This window comes from Sphingobacterium detergens, assembly GCF_003610355.1.
In the GTDB taxonomy this organism is placed as follows: Bacteria; Bacteroidota; Bacteroidia; order Sphingobacteriales; family Sphingobacteriaceae; genus Sphingobacterium; species Sphingobacterium detergens.
The window spans coordinates 438,150-461,478 of the sequence record NZ_RAPY01000002.1; the positions used below are offsets into that span (position 1 = coordinate 438,150).

Here is a 23,329-nt window from a genome sequence, read left to right on the forward strand (position 1 = left end):
GAAATGAAACAATATCAATTTAGCTATTACAGGTACTGTATACTTGTACTGCTAGGCAGCCTGGTATTTGCCTGTAAAAAGGACGATAATGCGGTTCACTTTGACAATAACAGCGTCAATTTTGTTGTTGCTGATAATTTTAATTTATCTGCATTTAATGCAGCATTGCGTGTAAGCAACATGGATAAAGAGCTGAAGACAGGAAAGGGACCTTATACATTGCTTGCACCATCGGATGATGCTTTCTCCAAAGCTGGCTATCCTAGTGTCGTCAAAATATTATCTGAGCGTGCGGCAATAATTTCCAATATCGCCTATTATCACGTATTGGACGGAAAATATGAATTGGATAAACTTCCATTTCTATTTAATCAAGAACTAAAGACGCGTAAAGGTAAGGTTTATGCGACACATTGGGTCAAGGGTGCTGATACGGTACTTACATTAAATGGTGCCCGTGTATTGACTCAAAATTTACCAGCTTCAAATGGATTGATACAAGTGCTTGATCGTGTGATGACGCCTTATGTCCATGATAAGATTGTGGATGCAATCAATGCGGATGCAAGCATCAGCATATTTGCCAGGGCAATTAAAAGGTCTGCTGTGCTATCGGATAAAGTCAATCAAGGGCCTTATACCATCTTTGCACCGACGAATGCAGCAATGGCACAGATGGGATTTACTTCAATACAAGAAATTGAAAAGATTGGAGTAGCCGAATTGAAGCAAGTGGTCAATTACCATATCGTTCGTGACCGCCGCTTTGTGTACGATTATATCTTAAGTACAGGTAATACAAATGTATCTAAACAAACGATGCTGGACGGGAATAACGTACAGATTAGATTGATCCCTAATGCAAATTCTCCGGGGGCATTTAGTGGTATAGCACTTCGTGGTCTGGGCAATACCAGTGATGTCTTGTTACAAAAGCAGGATATATTAACTGGTGATGGGGTACTGCATATTGTCGATCAATGCTTGCGGATTACACAATAATAAAAAAGTTTTATCTCACGATTTAAGGAAAAACAGAAATGAATAAATATCAATATGGCAGTATTTATATAGGACGATCAACCAAGATCAGCTGTATAATAATGTCAGCACTTAAATTAATTTTCCTCTTTTTATTTCTTTTGCAGGGGTTCGTTTCTTCAGCACAGGAAACCTCAGGTGCAATCACAGGAAAGGTACAAAATAGTGGCGGGAACGCTGTGGAGAAAGCAACAGTCACTGTTGTACATACACCTACGGGGACGCGTTATGTACAGTCCACGGATAAAGATGGACGTTTTACATTAAATAATATTCGTATTGGTGGACCATATATGGTAGATGTAAGCAGTGTGGGGCTACAGGCGGATCACAGGGAAAATATCTTCGTACGTCTGGGAGAGGCCTTGCAGGTTGATTTTATCTTAGAACAACGTACCGAAACACTGGGCGAGGTGGTTGTAACGGGCCGAAAAAAGGATGCCAGAGTCGGTACAGTTGGAACAGGAAATCATATCAGCAGTGAGCAGGTACGGAATATGCCGACAGCCAATCGTTCGATTACAGACGTGACAAGGCTAACACCTCAGGGTAGCCGGGACAATAGCTTCGGTGGAACCAATTTCAGGTATAACAACGTGACGGTGGACGGGGCCATCAATAATGATGCAATAGGTTTTAGCCCCTCTCTAGGCGGACAGACCGGTACTTCCGGAATGGCAGGAAGCAGTACACGGACCAATCCAATCTCCATCGATGCCATTCAGGATATGCAGGTGTATCTAGCTCCCTATGATGTCAAAATTGGAAATTTTACAGGTGGATCAGTCAATGCCGTGACAAGGAGTGGTACAAACAAGGTCGAAGGTTCGGTATATGCTTTCGGACGTAATGCTGCATTAACAGGGAAGGATCGTGTGGGAACTTTAGGGAAAATGAATAAGGACTTCTATGATTATCAGACGGGATTTCGAATTGGTTTTCCTTTGATTAAGGATAAATTATTCTTTTTCAGTAACGAAGAGATCACACGACGTCAAGACCCTACACAACTGCGCGTGGGAACGGTTGAAACGGCACATATTCTGGATCAAGCCGATGTAGAGGCAATAAAAACAGCAGCTCAGTCACGTTATGGAGATATTTTTAATATCGGAACAGCTGACAATTATACCAACTGGTCACGTTCAACAAAATTTTTTAATCGTTTGGACTGGAATATCAATGCACAGCACCAATTGGCGGTTCGTAACAATACCATCTTTAGCAAAGCGACACATATGGACAGGGATCAACAAGATTTTCGTTTCAGTGGAATGGCATTTGAACAAGAGAATAACCAAACCAGTACTGTTGCAGAATTAAAGAGCAGATTTAGTAACAATCTTTCCTCCAATGTTGTAGTGGGATACACGCAAGTGAATGACCGCCGTGATCCGTTGAGTGATCCTTCTTTGCCTCAGGTGCAGATTCAGGGACGTACACCGGGTACGACGATCTATCTTGGGACCGATCGTGAAGCCAGTATTTTTAATATGCGACAAGGGACTTGGGAGATTACGGCTAATCTGAATTGGACGAAAGGCAGACACAAGTTTTTGATCGGAACGCATAATGAACTTTATCGTATCCGGTATGGCTTTGTCAACAGTTGGAATGGTCGTGTAGATTATAACAGTATTGCGGATTTTGTTACCAATGTACCGTATCGTGTACGAGGTAGCTATAATTATACGGACAATAGTCGATCGTATATCTTAGATCACCCTGCTGCCGATTTTTCGGTCAATATGTACAGTCTCTACCTCCAGGATGAGATCCGTGTGAATGATCATTTCCAAATTATCCCCGGACTTAGAGCAGATTTAGCGAGCCTACCAGATATGCCAACCTTAAGCGATAAAGTCAAAGACATGTGGGCTGATCCTGGTTTCGGAACCAGCTATACATACACCCCTGCCAATCGCTTGAAAAATGAATTTTTAAATAAAATTCAACTTTCCCCCCGAATTGGATTTCGTTGGGAAGCGATGGACAATAAACAATTGATCATTAGAGGTGGAGCTGGGTTATTTACCGGACGCATACCGTTTGCTTGGCTTGCCTATGCTTATTACAATACAGGCGATAGCTATGGCGCATTTGATCAAAAAGCTGATCAAAAACCTTTTGCGCCAGGATCTGATCCCATTAAACCTAGTCCAAATGGAATTGGAGATTTTATTGCGCAAAATGGTGCTATAATCCATGATCCAAGTACCGGCAAAACACAGGTAGATTTAGTTGATAATGATTTTGTACTTCCACAAGTTCTCCGGTCAAGTTTAGGCATAGATTACCAGGCAGAAGGCTGGAAGTTTACAGTGGAAGGTATTTATACAAAAAATATAAAAGATGTATTGTTTCAGCAATTGAACAATAAAGACAATCCATTGTGGTATGGTTACGATGTCAACAAGCAACAACCGGTTTATAACGGCACTGTAGATAATCGTTTTTCAAATGTTTACTTATTGAGCAATACTAATCAAGGTTATCGGTATAGCCTAACCGGTACGATAGGGAAAACCATCAAGGAAAAGTTGAATGCGACTTTGAGTTACACCTATGGTCAATCCAAGGATTTGAGCAATGGTGTCCGTAACTCCATGGAAAGTAATTGGCAGCTCAATCAATCATTGATTCCGAACAATCCAAAATTGGCCTATAGTAACTTCGATATACGTCATCGTATCGTTTCAAGTATAAATTATGAGCAAGTATGGCACAGTGCTGGGCGGACAAGTTTTACCTTATATTTTAGTGCACAATCAGGTAGTCCATTTACCTATGGTATTGTCAACAATAGCATCCAAGGCTTGCCACAGCAGGTCAGTTTGGTTTACATTCCGAGACAGACAGAGGCAATACATTATTTCAAGGATATTGCCGGTGGAATGTCCGCTCAACAACAGGCAGACGCTTTTAATAAATTTATTGATGGTAACGCATACCTAAGCTCCCGCAGAGGTGATTTTACAGAACGAAACATGGGACGTACGCCATGGAATCTGCAGGCTGATCTACGTGTTGCACATGATTTTTTTGTTCAAAAGTCAAAAAAGCAATTTATCACGTTTTCGGTGGATGTCATGAATTTGACAAATCTGATTTATAGAAAATGGGGCGTTCAATACTTCTCGCCAAATACGTTTAATTCGACGAGTAGTGTAGGGTTGACACCGTCACTGTTTCCACCGAAGCAAAATGCAGATAACTGGCCTGTATTTACATTCAGCGATCCGGGGCAGCCCTATAGCATAGATTATTTTAACTCAAGGGCGCAGATACAGTGTGGCGTTCGCTATACTTTCTAATTTAAAAGGTGCTATAATGGTAGTTATCGTAAAGAGTGAAACAATGAATCGAGCAATGAGGCTCAAGAAATAAGGTGTAAAAAAGAATTTATTCCCATGAAAAATATAGTGAAACTAACGATGATATGTATATCAATGATGATTGCATTAATCGGCTGTAGTAAAAAAGAGGAATTGATAGATAAGGAGGTGGCGAAAGTGAGTAGCTATTACCCTAATTCAGGTAAGGCAGGGACATTGGTTACGATTGAAGGACAGGGCTTCGGCAGTTCGATCACTGAATTTACGGCGACAGTCGCTGGGAATCCGGCTGAGGTGATCAGCGCGACTTCTACCTCTGTTGTGTTGCGTGTGCCGAAAGGTGATAAAAGCGGAACAGTTGTGTTGAAGTATGGTAGCAATAGTTTCGATGTCGGCACATATACTTATCAGGATTTGTCTGTAGCGAAAGTTTTTCCGACAAATGGTACCAGTGGAACCCAATTGCGGATCGATGGTGAAGGGTTTGGCAGTACGGATACGCCGGCAGAGGTTTACGTCAATAGTAAAAAGGCATTGGTGGTGAGTGTTACCGATAAGGTCATCATTGCTGAAGTGCCAGAAGATGCTGGATATGGTGCTGTAGAAGTACGCGTAGATGGAAAAAAATCCCAAGGTCAAAATTTTACCTATCAGGTTATTCGGAGCATCAAACCAACAACTGGTGGAGCAGGGACAAAGGTAACGTTGACCGGTGAAGGCTTCGAGAAACTGAATTCGGGCAATGTGGTTGATTTTAATGGTAAAATTGCTGTCGTCCTAGAGTCCAGTCCTGAAAAAATTGTTGTTGTTGCACCAGCTGGAGTGGGAACGGGGCTTTTGTCCGTCAACATGAATGAACAGAAAATATCAGGACCAACATTTACTGTTGTTGGTAAACCAATTATTGACGCTGTTTCACCTTTAAGTGGTCCAAAAGGAGCCGAAATGACGATTAGCGGACTATTATTTAGTAAGATACTGGACGAAAATCAAGTGTTTATCAATGGAAAGCAGGTTGCTATTTCTTCAAGTAGTGAAAAGCAGATTAAACTGACCATTCCCGGTGGAACTGGATCGGGCAAGGTAAAAGTTGTTGTCAATGATCAATCGATCGAAGGACCACAGTTTAAAGATCAGACCTTGGGAATACGTTCGATGAGCCCAGATAATGGTCTGGCAGGGACAAGTGTTACGATTATGGGAACTGGGTTTAGTACAAATCTAGCAGAAAATCTGGTCTATTTTAATGGTGTTTTGACGCCAGTAAGCAGTGCCAGTGAAAATAAATTGGTATTGGAGGCGCCACAAGGAGTAACGACAGGTCAGGTGAAGGTTGTGGTTGGTAGCCAAGATGCTTTGGCACCGCAAGCATTTCGCAGGGCAGGGGTAATGACCCTAGCTGGAGGCCCAGGAATGACTACATTTGGCAGTAATATGGCTGGAATGGCGATCGATCAACAGGGAAATATCTACGTGACAGATACAGAGAATAAACAAGTCAAGAAGGTGTCACCCACAGGTAATGTATCCGTCCTGCAAGTTGATGGTGCTAACGCGGTTTTTGACTATCCTTCAGGCATAGCAATTGACCAACAAAATAATGTCTATGTCAGTGACCAACGGGCAAATCAGATACTTAAAATTACACCGGCAGGTAAACGTACGGTACACGCAAGCGGATTTTCTCCTACATCCATGTGCATAGACTTATCGGGCAATTTGTATGTTTCGCTTGCTGGATTTGCACAGGGGGTAAACAAAGTCAATATTACCGGAAATTATACAAAGGTAACGGGACCGTCCTGGGTGATGGCCAAACCTTTTGTGGATAGTCAGGGTTACTTATATTATTCGGATCAGAATACAAGTAGTAACAATGGGATTGAGTTGGTGAAGCCCGGTGATACACGTGGGGGAATGTTTGTAGGAAGTTCAGATGCTGGGTATGGAGATGGGATAGGAACTTACGCAAGTTTTAGTGGTATCGGTGGAATTACTCCCGGCCTGAATAACCGATTAATTGTCGCTGATAACAATAATTATGCGATTCGTGAAGTCAATATGAGCACGAGAGAGGTTACGACTTTGATAAAATCAAGCTATGGTTATGTAGACGGTAATTTAGCGACGGCCAAGTTTACATTGGTAAAGGATGTTGTGGTGGATAAAGAGGGTAATATTTACCTTATGGATGTGGCGAATAAAGCGATTCGAAAATTGTTCCTAAAATAAAAATGTATATCCCCGATGTGTTAATATTGTTCTCAAAAAGTTAAGTTCTTTTTTGAAACGATATAAGATAAGCATCGGGGATTTTTGTTAATTACTTTCTATGCTGCGTAAAAAATCGCCATAGAAATCGGGAATATCACTGTGATAAATAGCCGCTGCGACTTCCTCAATCGGATAATCTACTTTAACTATTTTGGCTTCTATGTTTTCTTCTGTCAGCGTCACTAAGGTATAGGAAGCCTTTCTGTCTTTCTCTTTGCTTCGGCCGACAGACCCACAATTGATAAACAGGACTTCTCCAGTCCGTTGGACATAGGAGTGATGGGTATGACCCATGACCAGGATATCAATGGCTCTTTCGCGCAATTGAACTGAGAGGTCTGCTTTGGGTGTTGATTCATGAATGTATTCATCATTACTATGAAGACTGGCATGCACAAGCAGGATCTTTCTAAGATGATTACCGACTTTGAACGTTAATTCAATATTGTAAGGTAATGTTGCTAGCCATTTTTTGTGAGCGGCTGTTATATCGTTTTTGCTGAGATTGATGGCGATGTCACGGTTTACTGTTTCGATCGCATCGTGGTGTGGTAAGGGAATAATAGGCTCATCGAAGGCAATCCGCTGATCGTGATTTCCGAGTAAACAGGGGATATTTCTTTCCTGTATTCGGGCGATAACCTCATTTCCCCATGGGGCAAAATCGACCAGATCACCTAAACAGTAAATCTGTGTTACCCCGCTCTTTTTTATATCCGCTAGTACTTCATCCAATGCTACAATATTGGCATGTATATCACTTATTATTGCAAGTTGTATCTTCATCTATCCTACAAACTTAGCCATTCGAAGCGCAACTTAACAGTATGGTTATTGTTTTTAAAAAGAAAATGAAATTGGTATTATATTCATTAAGATGAATCGTGAGTAATAGAAGCGAAAATCATATACAATATTTTAATAAGTATATATTTTACAACAGTAAGATATATACTTATTCTCTATCAAGTTGATTAAAGATTCATACCACCAGATACTTCAATGCGTTGTCCATTGATCCATCGGGCATCCTCTGTACACAAGAATGCTACAACTCCACCAATGTCGTCAGGTACACCAGCACGACCTAGGGCTGTTACACTCGCGATATGAGCATTGGTTTCTTTGTTGTCACGAACATGTCCACCGCCAAAATCTGTTTCAATTGCTCCTGGTGCGACTACGTTCGCTGCAATACTACGAGGGCCTAGTTCCTTGGCCAGGTATCTTGTCAAGACTTCGATGGCACCTTTCATCGAGCCATAAGCAGAAGAACCAGGAACCGCGAAGCGGGCAAGACCCGAAGAAATATTAATGATACGCCCACCATCATTTATAAAAGGAAGTGCTTTCTGGGTTAGAAAAAAGACACCTTTATAATGGATATTGTAAACAGCGTCAAATTGCTCCTCCGTCGTATCCATAAAAGGAGCATATAATGCCGTGCCCGCATTATTAATTAGAAAATCAAAGTTTGATTGACCTGTTTGATTTTTTAGATGTTCGGTTATTTGTGTTATAAAATGATCGAAGGATTTTGTATCTCCGGCGTTGAATTGAAATGCCACTGCATGTTGTCCCAAAGCCTTAATCGTAGAGACGACATGATCTGCTTCTTCTTTATTGCTATTGTAAGTCAGTATGACATCAATTCCTTTTTTAGCAAGGTTAATTGCCATGTTTTTTCCCAAACCTCGGCTTCCGCCAGTTACTAAAGCGATTTTATTTTTAGCCATTTTTATTTTGTTTTAAAATTTAATAAGACAAATTTCGCATGAAAAGTATCTACTGAGTTTGTGAAAAGCAAATCAATATTTGCGAAATTCAAATTATAATCGTTGAGAACGATAATTGTTTGGTGAAAGCTTGGTCTGCTTTTTAAAGAAATTAGAAAAATGCGCTATTTCCTCAAAACCGAGTGAATAGGCAATCTCTGAGATATTCCAGTCCGTTTGCCTAAGGAGGATTTTTGCTTCTTGTATAATTCTTGCGCTGATTACATGTGTTGTTGTCTTACCCGTATTGTCCTTGAGAATTTTATTGAGGTGGTTTACATGAACGGCGAGACGTTCGGCAAAATCATTGGCAGTTCGTAATTGCAACCGTTGCATCGGTGATTCTATTGGAAACTGCCTTTCCAATAATTCGATGAAAAGAGAGGTAATTCTGGTTGATGCATTGTGCATGGGATTACTGATACTTTTCGGTTGTAGCTTTTGTCCATAATGAATGATTTCAAGAACATAATTCCGTAAAAGATCATATTTAAACCTATAATCAGAAGATAATTCCTTGTTCATCTTTTCGAAAACTCGCTCAATTTCGATGCGCTGTTCAGTTGTAATCTGGAAAATAGGAAGTCCACCAGGTTGAAAGATGGGTAGATCATCCAATACGACACCACTTTTATTTCGCGCTAGAAATTCATCAGTAAAAACACAAAAATAGCCTTGTTGATGTTCGTCTTTGGGTATCCAATGGTAAGGAACTTTCGGTGTTGCAAATACCAATGCAGATCCCTCAATTTCGATTACTTTATCAGCATATTCGGCTGTATTCTTTCCTGTGATTAAACTGATTTTGTAATAAGTTCGCTTATTGTAAGGCATGATGGGCTTCTCTTTCAGCTTTGCAGCGAGCTCCTCAAAGCTAAATACATTGAAGTGTCCGATCTCACGCGCTATTTCCTCGGGTATTGAAGCATTGATCTCATTGTAGAACTGTTCGATTGTAGTTGTTTTCATATCAATTACATTTGCAATAATCAAATTTACCTTTTTTATTCTTTGGTTGGAGATTCGTATAATCTAGCCATCTAAAGATTGACTTCTATTTTCATTTTAATGTCAATAGTCCAATTATATTTTGCGCAATATAATTTTTCAATCTACATTTGTGTTGTTGAAACAAAAACAAATTAAAATATGAAAACGTTATATACCATAGGCGCGACAGCCACAGGCGGACGAAACGGTCAGGTAAAAAGTGAAAATGCTGTATTGGATCTGGCGGTTCGTATGCCGAGGGGTCTTGGAGGTGCGAACGATGATTATGCAAACCCAGAAATGCTTTTCGCTGCTGGCTATGCTGCCTGCTTTGATAGTGCTTTGAATTTGGTGATTAGACAAGAGCGGATAAAAACAGGTGAGACCAAGGTTACCGCTCAGGTAAGTATTGGACAATTGGAGAACGGTGGTTTTGGTTTAGCGGCGGAATTGCATGCCAATATTCCTGCAGTCAGTTTGGAGGTGGCACAGCAACTAATTGAAAAAGCACATCAGGTGTGTCCATATTCAAATGCTACCAGAGGTAATATGGAGGTGAAGTTAACAGTATCAAACAACGAATAATAGATGAATCATATTGCCACAGTGCTCACGATGCTTGTACTCATTGAACATGTCTATATTGTATGGATGGAAATGTTTGCTTGGGAAACTGCTGGAAGACGTAGTTTCGGTAAAGCGCTACCTGCCGAGCTATTTAAACCTACAAAAGGGCTAGCGGCCAATCAGGGCCTATATAATGGCTTTTTGGTCGCCGGTTTGGCTTGGTCATTTTTTATCAATGATCCGATTTGGAGTGACAATGTTCGTCTATTCTTTCTAGGCTGTGTTCTTGTTGCTGGCATTTTCGGAGGTATCACTGCAAGTAAAAAGATATTCTTTGTACAGGGAGCTCCAGCATTAATAGCAATATTATTCGTTCTTTTTTCAAAATAAACAAACAATTAAATGTCCTTAATAACAGATTTACAATGGAGGCACGCTGTGAAAGCGTATGATCCGACAAAAAAGGTTACACAAGAAAATATAGATAAGATCTTGGAGGCAGCTCGGTTTGCACCAACCTCTTCGGGTTTGCAACCTTTTAAAGTATTGGTCGTTGAAAATCAAGCTTTGAAAGATGAGTTAGCAAAAGGAGCCTTAAATCCGGAATGCATGCGAGAATGTTCTCATGTGCTGGTTTTTGCGGCTTGGGATAAATACACCGAAGAGCGCATTGATAAAGTATATGATTTCACTACAGATGAGCGAGATTTACCTCGTGGGCGCTTTGGGTCGTATACAGATAAGTTAAAATCCATTTATCTAAATGAAGCTGCCGAACGTAATTTTGCTCATACAGCACGACAAACTTATATTGCTTTAGGTTTAGCTCTGGCACAAGCGGCAGAACTCAGGGTTGATTCCACTCCGGCGGAAGGCTTTGATAACAAAGTAGTGGATGAAGTATTGCAATTGGAAAAACTTGGATTGAAAAGTGTATCATTAATGTATGTAGGTGTTGCAGATACTTCCCGGGACTGGATCTCTACAATGAAAAAAGTCAGAATGCCGAAAGAAGAATTTGTTGTTGAGTATAAATAGAAACGTCATATACTTCAAACTTTAAGAAAACAATATCTTTGTAAGATGGATGATTTATTGAAACTGGACAAACAGTTATGTTTTTCCGTATATGTTCTGCATCGCGAGATTATGCAGCATTATCGTGCTATTCTAGCGGAAGTAGATTTGACTTATCCACAATATATCACAATGATGGCTTTATGGGAAAATAACGAACAAACCGTAAACCAATTGGGGGAGAAGTTATTTTTGGATAATGGTACCCTTACACCACTATTGAAACGATTGGAAGGCAAGGAGCTACTTACCCGTACACGAAGTAAGACGGATGAACGAGTCGTAAAGATTCGTCTCACAGATCTGGGCTTGCAATTGAAAGAAAAAGCAGCCTGCATTCCGATGCAGATTTTTGAAGCTTTAAAACTGGATTATTCAGATATGCAACAGCTTAAAACTTTGGCAGATAAAGTTGTCGCTAACGTGGGAAATCACTAACATTTTAATGATAGATTTATTTTATCACAATTTCGTTGTTTTTAAGCAGAATAGATTATTTTTAGCTCATTCTAGGAATATTTAAATTTCATACGAAGAATGCGTTTAATTGCTATTGCCGTTTATTGTGTTTTGTTGGTTCTCTCGTTTGCAAGCTGTGAGGAAAAGAGGCGGGATACAGAGTTATTAAAGTATGTTGCTTATAGTAATCGCGATAGTGCTCAACTGGAACTTGATCTCTTTGAAAGCCGTTTTCATGGAAAGTTACGTTTTTATAGACCCGGTGGTGAAATTGACTCGGGAGAGGTTCGGGGGAATATCAAAAATGATACCCTGAGCGGTGACTATTACTATACGCCGTTCGGCTGGGGACAGAAAAAAAGGAGACCCTTTATTTTACTTAAGAAAGGGTCTCAATATATTTTAGGAACTGGTACCGAACAAGAATATATGGGCATTCCCCATTATATACCATCGACAATCAATTTCCAAGAGACTAAATTTATTTTCAGGAAGGTAGCTCGTTAAGATGTCCGGTTGAAAGTAACGACTTACATGATACTTTTCAACTTAATATATTGTAGGAGCATAATTGTCTTGCCATCCTTGATCTCACCGCTTTCGATCATAGCTAAAGCATCATCGATATTAATTTCTAGAATTTCAATATTTTCCTCCTCTTCCTGCAAACCTCCTCCATCACTAACCTTCATATTGTTCGTATACTCCGCGATAAAGAAATGTAGAATTTCGGTAACCGAGCCTGGAGACATATACGCTTCAAATATTTTTTTTGCTTCCTTGATCTGATAGCCAGTTTCTTCTTCTGTTTCTCTACGGATACAATCCTGTGGCGAATCTTGATCTAACAACCCTGCACAAGCCTCTATTAACATTCCAGATTCATTCCCATTTATATAAGTTGGAATTCTAAACTGTCTTGTCAATATAACGGTTCGAGATGCTATGTTATAAAGTAGTATTACAGCACCATTTCCACGATCATAAGCTTCTCGACTTTGTTGCTGTACAATTCCGTCCGGCTTTGTATATTGATAGGTGATTTTTTTTAAGGTATACCAATTATCAGATAGAATCTCAGTTTTTACAATTTCAATATCTTTGATTGCCATTTTTAGCGTGTTAAGGTCAAGCTATAAAAGTAAGTATTACAGCCCATATTATTTTATTTTAACCCATCTTCCAACACCTTCTTATTTAACTTAAATTCCCTATAACCAAACGTGCCTGATTTATAGCCTATAACAGCACCAAATTCGATGTCATTTGTTGAAGAAGATTTAGCAAACACAGCTGAACGATATACATTCGATGAAGCTAAAGGTGTTTCAAATACACGGAAATGTATTCCATCCTTTGAATAGGCGAGATAATTCAAGTCAGAGGAGTACCTATCTACATTTCCTATAGCGAGACATAGAAAATAATAACCGTCAATATAGGCAGCTTGCAGATGCCAGGTCGAATAATTTTTATTTAATTCAAGCCAAGGTTTATTGATGAATTTGACTTGTTTGCTATTTCGATAGGCTGTAAAGTCCAGACCATTGGATGACGCGCGCAGTAAGATGTTTGTCATGATAGGAGATGGATAGGTCGGCTTAAAATCTACTTCGTAGCTAAACATCCCATTTTCATTTCTGATAAAAGAAGGCGATATGATATGATTGTCCTGAATAGAAGCAGGTTCATTGCTCGTGTATACAACTTCAAGTGGAGTCCAGCGAATTCCGTCTATTGAAGTTTGCCTCACAACAACACGCTCAGCTTCCTGATTTAGTTTTCTTGCATTGTTATCACTTTTGGCTCCCCACTGTCTTAAAATTTTATTGGAAAAGAAACATCCTCTATAATATAATTCAAACTCTTTTCCATTAAAGTTCCAATCGACATCAGACCAGTAGCCTTGGTTAGGAATGCCACTCGGTGGGATATAAGAATCTTCTATAGCAGGACGACGTTGTATGGGATTGGATAAGCCTGTGGGTGTGATCCATTCTTTGCCATCATTTGATACTACAATAGTGGGATTTTCGTATAATGATGCAGCTCGATCAGAACCTAATATACCAAAATAAGGTGTAAAGACCATCCAATATTTGTATCCGTTGAAGCCTTTTGGGAAATACTCAACATCAGGATGACAATAACTTGCATTTTTACCGGATATGTCCTGGATCAATTCAGGTCGTGACGATCCCGGCTCATTCGCATTTGCTATCGTATTAATTTTTATTGAAGCCAAATCATCTTTAAATCCTGCTGGAATAGGTATTTTGCTTCTATCAATTGGTTCGGGATCTACTGGAGTGATGCGAGATGGAATGTCTTTTTTACATCCAATAAGCAACAATAAACCTAAAAAGAAATAGGTGGATCTCTTGAAAAACATTGTCGAATAATAAAAAAATGAAAATGTAGATACGGTAATTTTTTGGTATTACTTTCCCTGTTAATTTTAATTTAGCCGCGACAAAATTGATGTATTTTTTTTATTTCGCAAAATATATTTTTTGGCGGTAATAATTAAATTTATTGGTTGTTGATCTTGTTTTTAATTTTATATATTAATTTATTTTTTAAATATTTTCCTCTTGTTTGCTTTTTGTGCTGCTGTCTATAGAGAAGATTTAATAATGCATTTGGTTGTTTTGATCGAGTTCCTTCGTATGGTGTTTTTGCTGAATTCACTGGATAATGATTCCGTGGTCCGGACCAGTCATTTTGTTTTGATGGAAATAGGGTGAGAATGTATTCAGTAAGGTTTTGTAATAGCTATTTGATTATGCTAACCAAATAGAGTCTGAGGAGAAAAAAATAAACTTAATATTGCGATAAAACTGTTCAGATTATTTTTTATGGAACTTGTTGATGAGCAGTCTGCCAAATACAAAGTAGAGCAAAAGTACTGTTAGGCCACCAAGTATAACGGGATTTGTATAGATATTCGTTATTCCATATTGATAAGAGAAGAGTAATAAAGCAATAATACATTGTAAAAGAGCATAACAGATATTGCCTGTTGGGGAATAACCAAAAAGTCCTAAAAATCGTATTTTGGCGATCCCAAAAATGAAGTGCGGTATCGCATTCGCTATCAATACAGCGATAAAAAAATCTATATAAAACATTGTTTTATTCTTTTTTCATTATTCATAAAAAATGTCAATGACGGTATTTGAAAGGCAAAACATTCTTCCTCTTTTACAATTTCATATAATGTATGACTTTTGAAAAAGTCAATTTTTAAAGGTTTGATCTCCTTTATATCAAAAGCGAGTGAAATGTCGGCAATATGTGATGAATTCAGATCCTGAGACGTTAATGCACGGTTTTGAACAATAATTTTTTCAAGAAGCTCACTGGGCTGAGTTGATATATGCTGAAAATCGTTGGGAATTTTCCATTCTTCAACTGAATGGCAAATGACTTCCAGATCTGGCGCATTGCTGGTGCCGGGATCTATTTTTGTATGAATGTGATCGTCGATACATTGATGGCTAAATGATAGCGGATGATGTGTATACATCATATTGCTAAATAGGCGACTGCCTAAACAGTAGAGGGAACTGCTCATGCTATTGGAGACAAATAAGACCGTTGGTTCTTTAAATAGCTTGGTATCTGCTGCAATATAAAACCTCCAATTGCTTTGTAATGGGGAACTATAAAATGACCTCAATCCATCTGGTTTAGCTGGTCCGAAATGACCATGACGATAGGTCAAAATAGAAAATAATACCTTCCCCTGAATAGCATTCACCTCTAGCCCTTCGGGAATCATGTCTCGAATTTTTTCAATAGGTATCATCCAGTTCAAATAAACGACGTTGGTGATTTCGCTCTTTAGTTTTACATCTGAAAAAGGGGGCGGAAATATATTTTTTATTCTCTTTAAGAGGGAACCATTTAAAAGGCTTTCAATACAGGGAGAAAGTATATTTCTTTTTGATGAGCGAAACTCTTTTTTTGTCAATGACATGGAATAGTAGGCTATTTATTGGAAGGAAGCTGGTATCGTTTACTGATCTCTTTCAATATTTTTTTGTAATATTTTGTTTTGTCAGATTCATCAATAACGATAATTTCCACATCGTTGGCTTTAAGTAATTGCATTTTATCAACAGCGATTTGATGCCATTTTTTTGTGGTATAGTAAAACAGCTGATTTTGAATGAAGTCACTTTTTCTATAAAACTTATTTCGGGCACGATAGGTCAATAACCACCAGAGATCTATTTCCACAAAATCCAGCGATAGTCCCAAAATATGAATATCTTGGGTAAAGAACAGGTCTATCCATGATTGCAGCTGTAAGTCTTTTTTCTGTTTCAATCTCTTTATTAAAGCCGCTTTAAATACCGTATCCGAGGTGTAATTAGTGCCATTTACAACATAATCTCTCATTTTCTGAAGCTGCCCACAATAATGTTCGTACCCCAGATTGATGGAACTGGGGCTGTCGCAATCACCATGGATATGCCAAAATGTTTTGTCCGTAGTTTCATGTCGGCGAAAAACACTGTATGTTGTTTCTCGGATCAGGCTTGTATTCTTCTTTGAAGTGGATCCTTCCAAACTAAATTCATAATTTGTTGTGATAATGTTTTTAGTGGGTAGGGCCCGGATCAACTGGTGTATTTCATTTTGATTTATCTGAGAGACACTCTCCGAGATATAAGTTTTAAGTTCTTTCTCATTAAGATGCTGTATCTTAATTGCATTTAGAAAAATCTCTTCATATAACATCGGAAAAGGTTTTTGTCCATTTTCTAATGCCGTTACATGATATTTTGTTTTAATATTAGTCAGCAAATCGCTCCAACTGATTCCAGGAGAAATATTATTGATATCATTGCCAACTAACAAGCTGAATTTATCCATTTTACAATTAATACTTATTGAAGATTCCCTCTATGACCGGTAAATCAAATGATTCTGTACACATTATAATTTATACCAGTTGAGTACGAATCTGAATCTATCGGCTGGTCCCTAATTTAATAAAAAAGAATGGATGAAACGGGGCGCAAATTACTTTGCACCTTCATCTGTTCTAGACCTTCTTTTGACCCATATTCTTGTCGGAAATAGTGCGTTTTTTTGTTTCTATACCATAAAAATCAGTTTCTTATGGGGAATCTGATCTCGAAAATTGTACCCTGATTCAACTTGCTTTCGACAGAGATTTTTGCGTTGAGTCGGTCTGCAATTCTTTTCACAATTGATAGGCCGACTCCTGATCCATCAAATTGCATCGCGTTAGGTAAACGATGGAATATTTCGAAAATCCTTTCAGTTTCTTCCGCTGACATTCCGATGCCATTATCCCATATTTTATACAAAACATAATCTTCTTCTATTTGGCTGTTTATACCTATTAAGGGAGCCGTTTTATTACTGCTATACTTGATCGCATTTCCCAAAAGATTTAGAAACAGTTGATAGACTAAGGTCTTTTCACCATCAATTGGAAGGATTCGCCCTTTTTCGAATTGCAGATTTTGAACATTAAATCTTACACTGCAGTCATCAATGATATTTTCAATGAACCGCTCCGGATAGACAGTTTCGTATTCGAACTCATAGCTTTTGCTACGGGCGAAATCGACTGTTTTATCTAGCATGTTATTCATTAATAGGATAGCGTCCATCATGTTTTTACCTGCTTTTCCAAGAAATTCCTGACTTAAACCGGGTCTGTCCCGGATCATCTGGGCTGTCATCTGTAGTGCAGCCAAGGGGTTTTTTAGATCATGACTTAGTGTGTAACTGAATGTTTCCAGAACATTATTTATTTCAATCAATTTCTCGTTGAGCGCTTGGATTTCGATGATCTTCTTTAAGCAGGCTTCCTGAATTGTAATGCTTAGGCTTTTTAAGAAATTAATTTCGCGTTCTTTCCATTTCGGGGCTGTGCCTTCGACTATTTTCTTCCAGGCATTGAAGGATGTGCGGGGAGAAGGGAAATTTATGGTCTTTGTTGGATCATAAATAAGCTGCTTTTCAGGTTGCCCTGCCCAGGTTTCCTCTACTTTTACTTCCTTTCGGAAGAAATAGATTTTGAAGTCTAATTTATTTTCCAAATCTATTCCAGCAATACCAGGAAATGGAAATGTAGTCTCGTTTTCATCTTGATGTCCTTTGAAATCGGATTGCCAAAACAATTGATCAGAAATTGTTCTACTGAAATGATTATCCAGATTTAATAACATATCTTTTTTTGGCGCATGGCCAACAATATGCCATTTGTCGAGATATTTAAATGCGATACCATCTGTTCGAAGGATGTCCATTAAGCTAGTGGTCAGTGCACTAATTACTTTGTAAAGATCTTTCTTTGTAAATAGATTTTGTCTGATTTCAAATGCGACACTCTTTGTTTTAAGTTTGAAGTTATTCTCTTCAATATGTTTATTGGCCAAAAAACTATTTACAGCATATTGAACAATGAAAATAGAAAGATGTCTTTGTGCTAGATCAATGTATTTGGGTAGTCTATTCTGACAAGCAACCAATCCCCATAGTTTTCCGTTGATGATGATGGAGAAACTACCACTTGCTTTTACTTGGGCATTTCGAAGATATTGCAGATGTATGGGAGACATTGCGCGTATCGCTGTCATAGAGAGATCTAATTTCTCAGGTTCAAGACCCCAAATCGATACTGGGACAGCATCTACATCTGGTGTTACCCTGGCAAATATTTTAGTATAGAGTTGGCGCGCTTGTTGGGGAATATCAAACTCAGGATAACGATAGCCTAGTAATGGTTCCAAGTCGCCAACAACATGTTCAGCAATGACTTGGCCATCTCCACTCTCTGAAAATTTATAGATCATAACACGATCATAGTCCGTCACCGTAAAAATATTCTCAGCCAGAGCCTTCCAGATGTCCTCACTGTCATTGATATGCTTGGCATAAAAGAATGTGTTTTTAAATTGATGCGATTGCGAACGATGTTGTTCGATTTCAATATATATCTTATTGTCAAAGGGATAGATACTTAGGTAATATGGGATTTGTTCCAGATAGATATCCGCAACATAACGGCGTTTGAAACTATCAGCATGATCGTGTAATATCTGATCAAGATCGATTGCATGTTGAATAGCTAAACAATCGATAAACTTGGTCAAACTTTGTCCCAAGAATACACTTTGTCTAGGCAAACCTGTTTCTGTCCAGTTTTCACTCCAGCCTATACAATTTTTAGTAGCATCAAATAGGATGAGACAACCAAAATGCTGTATTTGACCACAAAGATGTATCGGTTCTTGGTCACAATTAGAAAAATGATTATTGTCCATAAAACGCCTTTTGATATATTCTTCTAAAGTACAAAATAAATAATTAAGGCATAGCTATTGCTGTTGGACATGTATTAACTGCATTTCGAAAATTATTTTTTTTGAATTTATTTACACAAATAGAAATATCACTATGATAAAATATTGGTTATTTAGCTGTCTGCTTTTCGTTGCGACAGCTGTTGAAGCCCAGCGGCTTAATCCTGGATTTAACCTGCCCGAATACCAGGAAATGTTGCGAGTCAATGCGCATATTTACGAACAGGATGAGAGCGATCCATCTGATATCCCAGCACCCGAGTATTCGAAATTGATTTATAGAAGTCCAGCCATGGGACTCAATAATTTGTATGAGTTGTGGCAGCGGGATGAAAACACAGCAATTTTTTGTACGCGGGGATCAGTAGATGATAATCTAAGCTGGCTGGCAAATCTCTATGCCGCAATGGTTCCAGCTATCGGTAAATTGGAAATAGATACTAATTTTGTATTTGATTATAAATTGTCTAATGATCCCAATGCCGCTGTTCATGTCGGCTACCTAATTAGTACAGCCTTTCTTTCTAGGGATATGTTGCCCAAAATAGATTCACTTTATCAACAGGGTACAAAGGATATTCTGATTGTCGGCCATAGTCAAGGCGGGGGGATCAGTTATCTGCTGACGGCCTATTTTTATCAATTGCAGGATGCTGGCCGATTGCCGAAAGACATTCGGTTCAAGACCTACTGCTCGGCTGCACCTAAACCTGGTAACCTTTATTTCGCTTATGAGTATGAAACTAGAAGTTATGGTTGGGCTTACCAAATTGTTAATCCCAAAGATTGGGTTCCACAGATGCCATTTACGGTGCAGCAGCTTCAAGATCTTCCAAGTAGAAATCCGGTAACACCGATAGCTTCTACGATCAAGAAGCAAGGTCTAAAGAAAAGAATCGCTTTTCGGATGTTGAAAAATCCATCACAGAAAGCAGTAGTGAATTATCAAAAGATCTTGGGTAAACAGGTTTCAAAAATGGTTAAGAAATATTTACCGAATTTTAAAGAACCGACTTATTTTCCTAGCAATGATTATGTCCGTACAGGGACACATGTTATTTTAACTCCTGATGCGGAGTACTTCAGGATGTTTGATGAACAAAAAAGCGATGAAATGATGCTGCATCATTCCTTGAAGCCTTATTATAGACTGGCTTTAGCGTTAAAGCCTACATTTCCGTAAGTAATAGGACAGGTTGTGCATTATATAGAGCCGCGATCACATATATAGAGCTGCGATCAAAGCCGTGTTTTGTGATGTTGAGTAAAACAAATAATGGTTTTAGTGCTGATGGATGTATTGGCGCTGACAATAAAAAAGGCTAGGTGAACCGATTTCCTAGCCTTCACGATATAACTCATCCTATGCTATAACGATCAAATAACAATGGAATAACGGAAAAGTTTTTTTGTGGCCAACGAGAGTCTTTTTTATACTAGAATCTTTCAGCCCAGCATAAGTTATTGGCTAGTTCTATATTAGAAAATTCAATATGGATAACTCTTCTACGTTTGTTGTTGCTTGTGCGTTTGGAACTATGGAGTAATAGTGGTTTCATGATCATAATTCCGCCTTCCGGGACAGGACAGTTTTTATCCTGTTCCATGGTCCAATCGATGGTTTCGGGACGGTATATTCCTTTGTTATGTGATCCTGGAATAATATTTAGTGCACCATTCTCCGCATCCGTGTCATCAAGATGAATTCTTATCGTAACTATATTTTCCAAAATTTCCAGTGGGGGCTGTACTGCATATTGATTATGTTTGACCGTCCAGTTTGAAAAACCTTCAGAATCAATTTTTTCGAGTACAGATATCGTTAAGTCTTGGTGGTACGATACATACCAATTTGATGTTGCGGGTTTATCGAAATAGATGCTCTTTACAATAAAATGGTCTGCTCCCAGTAATTTAGAAATAACATCTTTAAGGTTATCATTGAAAATTATAGTATATATAGCAGGTATTTCTTTAATTATCTGGCGGATCGCAAAAAGATCAGAGGAACGCCTGAATGTATCTCTTGAATGATCTTCGTTTTCAATCATGGTTACCAATTGCTCAACTTCATTTCTGTTAAAGACATTCTCGATGACAGTGAAACCGTCTTCTTTTATCTCGTTTTTTTTAATTGTTATTTGTTCGGATGTAAGCATCGCTGTTATTAACTATTGGAAATGGTGTTATTCTAAAACTTATGCGTTATGGTCCCTATTTAGTAAATTCTCCTTTGAAATTGACAAAACGTAAGTATTGTGCAGGCACGTGGTCAGTGAGCCAAACACCATTTTCGGATAAGAAAAAATCAAATCTATCTTTAAACATAGCTAATGCATTTATTTCGAATAAAATAGGTTTTCCATGTCGTTGTCCGACTGATTTTGCAGTTTCGATGTCCTTACTTAGGTGCACATGCAGTCTATTCTGTTTTTTTATTCCCTGCTCAATGATTGAATTTGCATATTGCACCGCTGTGCCATGGTATAGGACATCAGGTGGGACCTCTGGACGCAATCCGAGTTCAATAGTAATAGAATGCCCCTGATTTGCTCTGATTTTCTTAAAACTATCATCGAAGGCGAATCTCTTTTTCGGATTCGTGTCAACAATATGCTTAAGCATATCCAATGTCAATTCATAGTTATGAGCATTAATCTTTTGAATCAATAAGTCTGTATCCGCCCAACCATTCTCATCAAGTTCGATACCAATACGCTCCGGTACATGCCGAAGTATTAGGCTTAAAAATTTGCTAGTTGCTACTTCTTTTTTATTCATAAATCATTTTCAATAGCTAATCAAGTCGAAGTAAATTTACTTCTTTTATTTTTTGAGCGCCTTCTTTTTTGTTATGAATTGACCGACAATAAAAAATATTCGTTTTGAGCTGATATTCGGTAGTTGTTCCATACCGCTTACATACCGTTGATATTCTAATTTTCAAGCTTGATTCCCACCTAAATTTGTATAGAAATAGCAAATAAAGTACATGCTGGCGGCCTTTATCGGAATAAAATTGGAATCCAGATAAGAAGAAGGAGGCGATTAACATCAAAGTAAATTATAATAATAAAAGAAGACATGAATATTAAAGAACATCAATTGGTAGGTGTATCCTATAAGGATACACCTAATAAAAGCGGTAATATCAAGCCTATTTATATCATCATGCATTATGATGGAGCATCCAATGCTACCAGTGCGATTTATTGGATGTCAGATCCAAAAAGCAAAGTTTCCGCTCATGTACACATCAGTCGCGATGGTGTTGTAACACAACTGGCGCGATTCAATGTCAAATGTTGGCATGCAGGCCTGAGTTCCTGGGCTGGTTTGAAAGATCTGAACAGATACAGTATTGGGATTGAGTTGCAAAATAGGGGGACAGAATCTTATACCGAAAAGCAGATCAATACAGCGATTGAAGTCTGCCAGGCAATTATTGCCCATTATCCCATTCAGGAAATTTTGGGGCATAGTGATATTGCCCCTGGAAGGAAGGAGGATCCGGGAGCACAATTCCCTTGGATGAAGTTTAAGCCACTAATAAAAAATAATTACTATGGAACTACTTGAAATTTTGGAAAAGCTGATTATTCCTATCGTTACTGCTATCGGAGGTTACTTTGTCGGTCGTCCCAAGCAGCAGGCGGAAGTGGAAGCTACAAATGTGGAGAATGCGGGGAAAGTGATTGATAAGTGGGAGGGTTATGCAAACCGGCTGGAAAAAGATATAGAACATTTAAGAGCTATTATCGAAGATCTCAACGAAGGGCTGAAACTCGCGAATGAGGATCGTATTGCCTGCTCGAAGACATTGGCCGAGTTGCAGGTGAAATATGATGACCTGATGAAGCTTTATAATGAATTGCAGATTGAACTAAAAAGAGTGAAAAATGAAAAATATACTTCGATTGACCGTAATGCTACTGCTCGTTAGTAGCTGCGGTTTATTTAAAAAGATTACTAAAACAAAGGAGTCGCGGACAGTGGAGGCGAACGAAAAAATGGCCGAACTGTCAAGCGTGGATTCTAGTAGAAGGCACTTGGAGATTGAGCAATCATATAATCGACTCTTGACAGGGAGCGAGGCTCTGATGCAGATCGAAGGTGAGGAGATTGAGATTAGTCCGAATGGAGTTGTGCGAATAGGTAAGGGACGGATAAATAAACGCCGAACGCATTATTCTGATAGCAGTAATGGTGTTGAGAAATATCTTTCTGATCAGCGTCGGGAGAGTGCCCACAATGTTCACTACAAAGAAGATAAACTGCGGATAGATGAGAGAGCTTCAAAACGGATGGTGCAGCCGGCTGGAACAAATATATTCTATTTTTTGATAGGCTTACTTGTCGTGATATTCCTTTTGGTCTGGTGGTTGCGTCGGAGAGCGTAATAATTGGATCAAAGATTATTATACCGATCATTGAAAACTTCCTGCTCGTTGGTTTTATG

The 23,329-nt window shown here is 38.6% G+C and carries 22 protein-coding genes; 12 read left to right on the top strand and 10 right to left on the bottom strand.

Annotated features, from left to right (window positions below; translation table 11 throughout):
- Positions 1-3: 3 nt before the first annotated feature.
- The 3 genes from DFQ12_RS13850 to DFQ12_RS13860 all read left to right on the top strand — a co-directional run bounded on the left by DFQ12_RS13850 (position 4) and on the right by DFQ12_RS13860 (position 6,608).
- Positions 4-1,002: a fasciclin domain-containing protein gene (locus tag DFQ12_RS13850; RefSeq protein ID WP_120259649.1), complete on the top strand. Its 999-nt coding sequence runs from the start codon at positions 4-6 to the stop codon at positions 1,000-1,002.
- Between the two features lie 101 nt (positions 1,003-1,103).
- Positions 1,104-4,355: a TonB-dependent receptor gene (locus tag DFQ12_RS13855; RefSeq protein WP_120259650.1), complete on the top strand. Its 3,252-nt coding sequence runs from the start codon at positions 1,104-1,106 to the stop codon at positions 4,353-4,355.
- 96 nt (positions 4,356-4,451) lie between these two features.
- The gene (locus tag DFQ12_RS13860) at positions 4,452-6,608 is read left to right on the top strand and encodes an IPT/TIG domain-containing protein (RefSeq protein ID WP_120259651.1); all 2,157 of its coding nucleotides are present in this window, start codon (positions 4,452-4,454) and stop codon (positions 6,606-6,608) included.
- Between the two features lie 87 nt (positions 6,609-6,695).
- Here DFQ12_RS13860 and DFQ12_RS13865 read toward each other — a convergent pair whose 3' ends face one another.
- The 3 genes from DFQ12_RS13865 to DFQ12_RS13875 all read right to left on the bottom strand — a co-directional run bounded on the left by DFQ12_RS13865 (position 6,696) and on the right by DFQ12_RS13875 (position 9,394).
- Complete coding sequence (locus DFQ12_RS13865; RefSeq protein WP_120259652.1) at positions 6,696-7,436, bottom strand: metallophosphoesterase family protein; 741 nt, start codon at positions 7,434-7,436, stop codon at positions 6,696-6,698.
- A gap of 188 nt (positions 7,437-7,624) precedes the next feature.
- Complete coding sequence (locus tag DFQ12_RS13870; RefSeq protein ID WP_120259653.1) at positions 7,625-8,386, bottom strand: SDR family NAD(P)-dependent oxidoreductase; 762 nt, start codon at positions 8,384-8,386, stop codon at positions 7,625-7,627.
- Positions 8,387-8,479: 93 nt separating this feature from the next.
- Positions 8,480-9,394 (bottom strand): helix-turn-helix domain-containing protein, encoded by a 915-nt coding sequence (locus tag DFQ12_RS13875; RefSeq protein ID WP_120259654.1) that lies wholly within the window; start codon positions 9,392-9,394, stop codon positions 8,480-8,482.
- Between the two features lie 180 nt (positions 9,395-9,574).
- Between DFQ12_RS13875 and DFQ12_RS13880 the strand changes: the two genes are divergently transcribed.
- The 5 genes from DFQ12_RS13880 to DFQ12_RS13900 all read left to right on the top strand — a co-directional run bounded on the left by DFQ12_RS13880 (position 9,575) and on the right by DFQ12_RS13900 (position 12,025).
- Positions 9,575-10,000, top strand: a complete 426-nt coding sequence (locus tag DFQ12_RS13880; RefSeq protein WP_120259655.1) for an organic hydroperoxide resistance protein — start codon at positions 9,575-9,577, stop codon at positions 9,998-10,000.
- A gap of 3 nt (positions 10,001-10,003) precedes the next feature.
- Complete coding sequence (locus DFQ12_RS13885; protein ID WP_120259656.1) at positions 10,004-10,372, top strand: DUF1304 domain-containing protein; 369 nt, start codon at positions 10,004-10,006, stop codon at positions 10,370-10,372.
- Positions 10,373-10,384: 12 nt separating this feature from the next.
- Entirely contained in the window at positions 10,385-11,020 is a 636-nt protein-coding gene (locus DFQ12_RS13890) for a nitroreductase family protein (protein WP_120259657.1), read from the top strand.
- Positions 11,021-11,065: 45 nt separating this feature from the next.
- The gene (locus DFQ12_RS13895) at positions 11,066-11,497 is read left to right on the top strand and encodes a MarR family winged helix-turn-helix transcriptional regulator (protein WP_120259658.1); all 432 of its coding nucleotides are present in this window, start codon (positions 11,066-11,068) and stop codon (positions 11,495-11,497) included.
- A 99-nt stretch (positions 11,498-11,596) separates the two neighbouring features.
- Positions 11,597-12,025, top strand: coding sequence for a hypothetical protein (locus DFQ12_RS13900; RefSeq protein ID WP_120259659.1), 429 nt, complete (start codon positions 11,597-11,599; stop codon positions 12,023-12,025).
- A gap of 23 nt (positions 12,026-12,048) precedes the next feature.
- Here the strand turns inward: DFQ12_RS13900 and nudK are convergent, their stop codons facing one another.
- The 5 genes from nudK to DFQ12_RS13930 all read right to left on the bottom strand — a co-directional run bounded on the left by nudK (position 12,049) and on the right by DFQ12_RS13930 (position 18,831).
- Positions 12,049-12,630: a GDP-mannose pyrophosphatase NudK gene (gene nudK / locus DFQ12_RS13905; RefSeq protein WP_120259660.1), complete on the bottom strand. Its 582-nt coding sequence runs from the start codon at positions 12,628-12,630 to the stop codon at positions 12,049-12,051.
- A gap of 53 nt (positions 12,631-12,683) precedes the next feature.
- Positions 12,684-13,910, bottom strand: a complete 1,227-nt coding sequence (locus DFQ12_RS13910; protein WP_120259661.1) for a hypothetical protein — start codon at positions 13,908-13,910, stop codon at positions 12,684-12,686.
- Between the two features lie 726 nt (positions 13,911-14,636).
- Positions 14,637-15,500 carry a DUF2071 domain-containing protein gene (locus tag DFQ12_RS13920; protein ID WP_120259663.1) on the bottom strand — a complete coding sequence of 288 codons (864 nt, stop codon included), beginning with the start codon at positions 15,498-15,500 and terminating at the stop codon, positions 14,637-14,639.
- A gap of 11 nt (positions 15,501-15,511) precedes the next feature.
- Positions 15,512-16,402, bottom strand: a complete 891-nt coding sequence (locus DFQ12_RS13925; RefSeq protein ID WP_120259664.1) for an SIR2 family protein — start codon at positions 16,400-16,402, stop codon at positions 15,512-15,514.
- A 239-nt stretch (positions 16,403-16,641) separates the two neighbouring features.
- Positions 16,642-18,831, bottom strand: coding sequence for an ATP-binding protein (locus tag DFQ12_RS13930; protein ID WP_120259665.1), 2,190 nt, complete (start codon positions 18,829-18,831; stop codon positions 16,642-16,644).
- A gap of 133 nt (positions 18,832-18,964) precedes the next feature.
- Between DFQ12_RS13930 and DFQ12_RS13935 the strand changes: the two genes are divergently transcribed.
- A complete protein-coding gene (locus tag DFQ12_RS13935) occupies positions 18,965-20,053 on the top strand; it encodes a lipase family protein (protein ID WP_120259666.1) in 1,089 nt (362 codons plus the stop codon).
- 253 nt (positions 20,054-20,306) lie between these two features.
- Here the strand turns inward: DFQ12_RS13935 and DFQ12_RS13940 are convergent, their stop codons facing one another.
- On the bottom strand, positions 20,307-21,029 hold the full coding sequence (locus DFQ12_RS13940) for a phytanoyl-CoA dioxygenase family protein (RefSeq protein ID WP_120259667.1): 723 nt from the start codon (positions 21,027-21,029) through the stop codon (positions 20,307-20,309).
- 55 nt (positions 21,030-21,084) lie between these two features.
- Entirely contained in the window at positions 21,085-21,651 is a 567-nt protein-coding gene (locus DFQ12_RS13945) for an RNA 2'-phosphotransferase (protein WP_120259668.1), read from the bottom strand.
- Between the two features lie 303 nt (positions 21,652-21,954).
- On the opposite strand from DFQ12_RS13945, the gene DFQ12_RS13950 reads away from it, so the two are divergent.
- Genes DFQ12_RS13950 through DFQ12_RS13960 form a run of 3 tightly spaced genes read left to right on the top strand, consistent with a single transcriptional unit; the run spans position 21,955 to position 23,270 of the window.
- On the top strand, positions 21,955-22,449 hold the full coding sequence (locus DFQ12_RS13950) for an N-acetylmuramoyl-L-alanine amidase (protein WP_120259669.1): 495 nt from the start codon (positions 21,955-21,957) through the stop codon (positions 22,447-22,449).
- Positions 22,436-22,813 carry a hypothetical protein gene (locus DFQ12_RS13955; RefSeq protein ID WP_120259670.1) on the top strand — a complete coding sequence of 126 codons (378 nt, stop codon included), beginning with the start codon at positions 22,436-22,438 and terminating at the stop codon, positions 22,811-22,813. The genes DFQ12_RS13950 and DFQ12_RS13955 overlap by 14 nt, the downstream gene beginning before the upstream one ends.
- Positions 22,770-23,270: a hypothetical protein gene (locus DFQ12_RS13960; RefSeq protein WP_147420410.1), complete on the top strand. Its 501-nt coding sequence runs from the start codon at positions 22,770-22,772 to the stop codon at positions 23,268-23,270. The genes DFQ12_RS13955 and DFQ12_RS13960 overlap by 44 nt, the downstream gene beginning before the upstream one ends.
- Positions 23,271-23,329 lie beyond the last annotated feature (59 nt).

What these genes read in the sequence shown, in the direction of transcription:
- DFQ12_RS13925 (WP_120259664.1), bottom strand. Translation starts at nt 16,402, where the DNA reads ATGGATAAATTCAGCTTGTTAGTTGGCAATGATATCAATAATATTTCT.
- DFQ12_RS13880 (WP_120259655.1), top strand. Translation starts at nt 9,575, where the DNA reads ATGAAAACGTTATATACCATAGGCGCGACAGCCACAGGCGGACGAAAC.
- DFQ12_RS13900 (WP_120259659.1), top strand. Translation starts at nt 11,597, where the DNA reads ATGCGTTTAATTGCTATTGCCGTTTATTGTGTTTTGTTGGTTCTCTCG.
- DFQ12_RS13865 (WP_120259652.1), bottom strand. Translation starts at nt 7,436, where the DNA reads ATGAAGATACAACTTGCAATAATAAGTGATATACATGCCAATATTGTA.
- DFQ12_RS13850 (WP_120259649.1), top strand. Translation starts at nt 4, where the DNA reads ATGAAACAATATCAATTTAGCTATTACAGGTACTGTATACTTGTACTG.
- DFQ12_RS13885 (WP_120259656.1), top strand. Translation starts at nt 10,004, where the DNA reads ATGAATCATATTGCCACAGTGCTCACGATGCTTGTACTCATTGAACAT.
- DFQ12_RS13940 (WP_120259667.1), bottom strand. Translation starts at nt 21,029, where the DNA reads ATGCTTACATCCGAACAAATAACAATTAAAAAAAACGAGATAAAAGAA.
- DFQ12_RS13875 (WP_120259654.1), bottom strand. Translation starts at nt 9,394, where the DNA reads ATGAAAACAACTACAATCGAACAGTTCTACAATGAGATCAATGCTTCA.
- DFQ12_RS13960 (WP_147420410.1), top strand. Translation starts at nt 22,770, where the DNA reads ATGAAAAATATACTTCGATTGACCGTAATGCTACTGCTCGTTAGTAGC.
- nudK (WP_120259660.1), bottom strand. Translation starts at nt 12,630, where the DNA reads ATGGCAATCAAAGATATTGAAATTGTAAAAACTGAGATTCTATCTGAT.
- DFQ12_RS13955 (WP_120259670.1), top strand. Translation starts at nt 22,436, where the DNA reads ATGGAACTACTTGAAATTTTGGAAAAGCTGATTATTCCTATCGTTACT.
- DFQ12_RS13860 (WP_120259651.1), top strand. Translation starts at nt 4,452, where the DNA reads ATGAAAAATATAGTGAAACTAACGATGATATGTATATCAATGATGATT.
- DFQ12_RS13895 (WP_120259658.1), top strand. Translation starts at nt 11,066, where the DNA reads ATGGATGATTTATTGAAACTGGACAAACAGTTATGTTTTTCCGTATAT.
- DFQ12_RS13910 (WP_120259661.1), bottom strand. Translation starts at nt 13,910, where the DNA reads ATGTTTTTCAAGAGATCCACCTATTTCTTTTTAGGTTTATTGTTGCTT.
- DFQ12_RS13920 (WP_120259663.1), bottom strand. Translation starts at nt 15,500, where the DNA reads ATGTCATTGACAAAAAAAGAGTTTCGCTCATCAAAAAGAAATATACTT.
- DFQ12_RS13930 (WP_120259665.1), bottom strand. Translation starts at nt 18,831, where the DNA reads ATGGACAATAATCATTTTTCTAATTGTGACCAAGAACCGATACATCTT.
- DFQ12_RS13935 (WP_120259666.1), top strand. Translation starts at nt 18,965, where the DNA reads ATGATAAAATATTGGTTATTTAGCTGTCTGCTTTTCGTTGCGACAGCT.
- DFQ12_RS13950 (WP_120259669.1), top strand. Translation starts at nt 21,955, where the DNA reads ATGAATATTAAAGAACATCAATTGGTAGGTGTATCCTATAAGGATACA.
- DFQ12_RS13855 (WP_120259650.1), top strand. Translation starts at nt 1,104, where the DNA reads ATGTCAGCACTTAAATTAATTTTCCTCTTTTTATTTCTTTTGCAGGGG.
- DFQ12_RS13870 (WP_120259653.1), bottom strand. Translation starts at nt 8,386, where the DNA reads ATGGCTAAAAATAAAATCGCTTTAGTAACTGGCGGAAGCCGAGGTTTG.
- DFQ12_RS13945 (WP_120259668.1), bottom strand. Translation starts at nt 21,651, where the DNA reads ATGAATAAAAAAGAAGTAGCAACTAGCAAATTTTTAAGCCTAATACTT.
- DFQ12_RS13890 (WP_120259657.1), top strand. Translation starts at nt 10,385, where the DNA reads ATGTCCTTAATAACAGATTTACAATGGAGGCACGCTGTGAAAGCGTAT.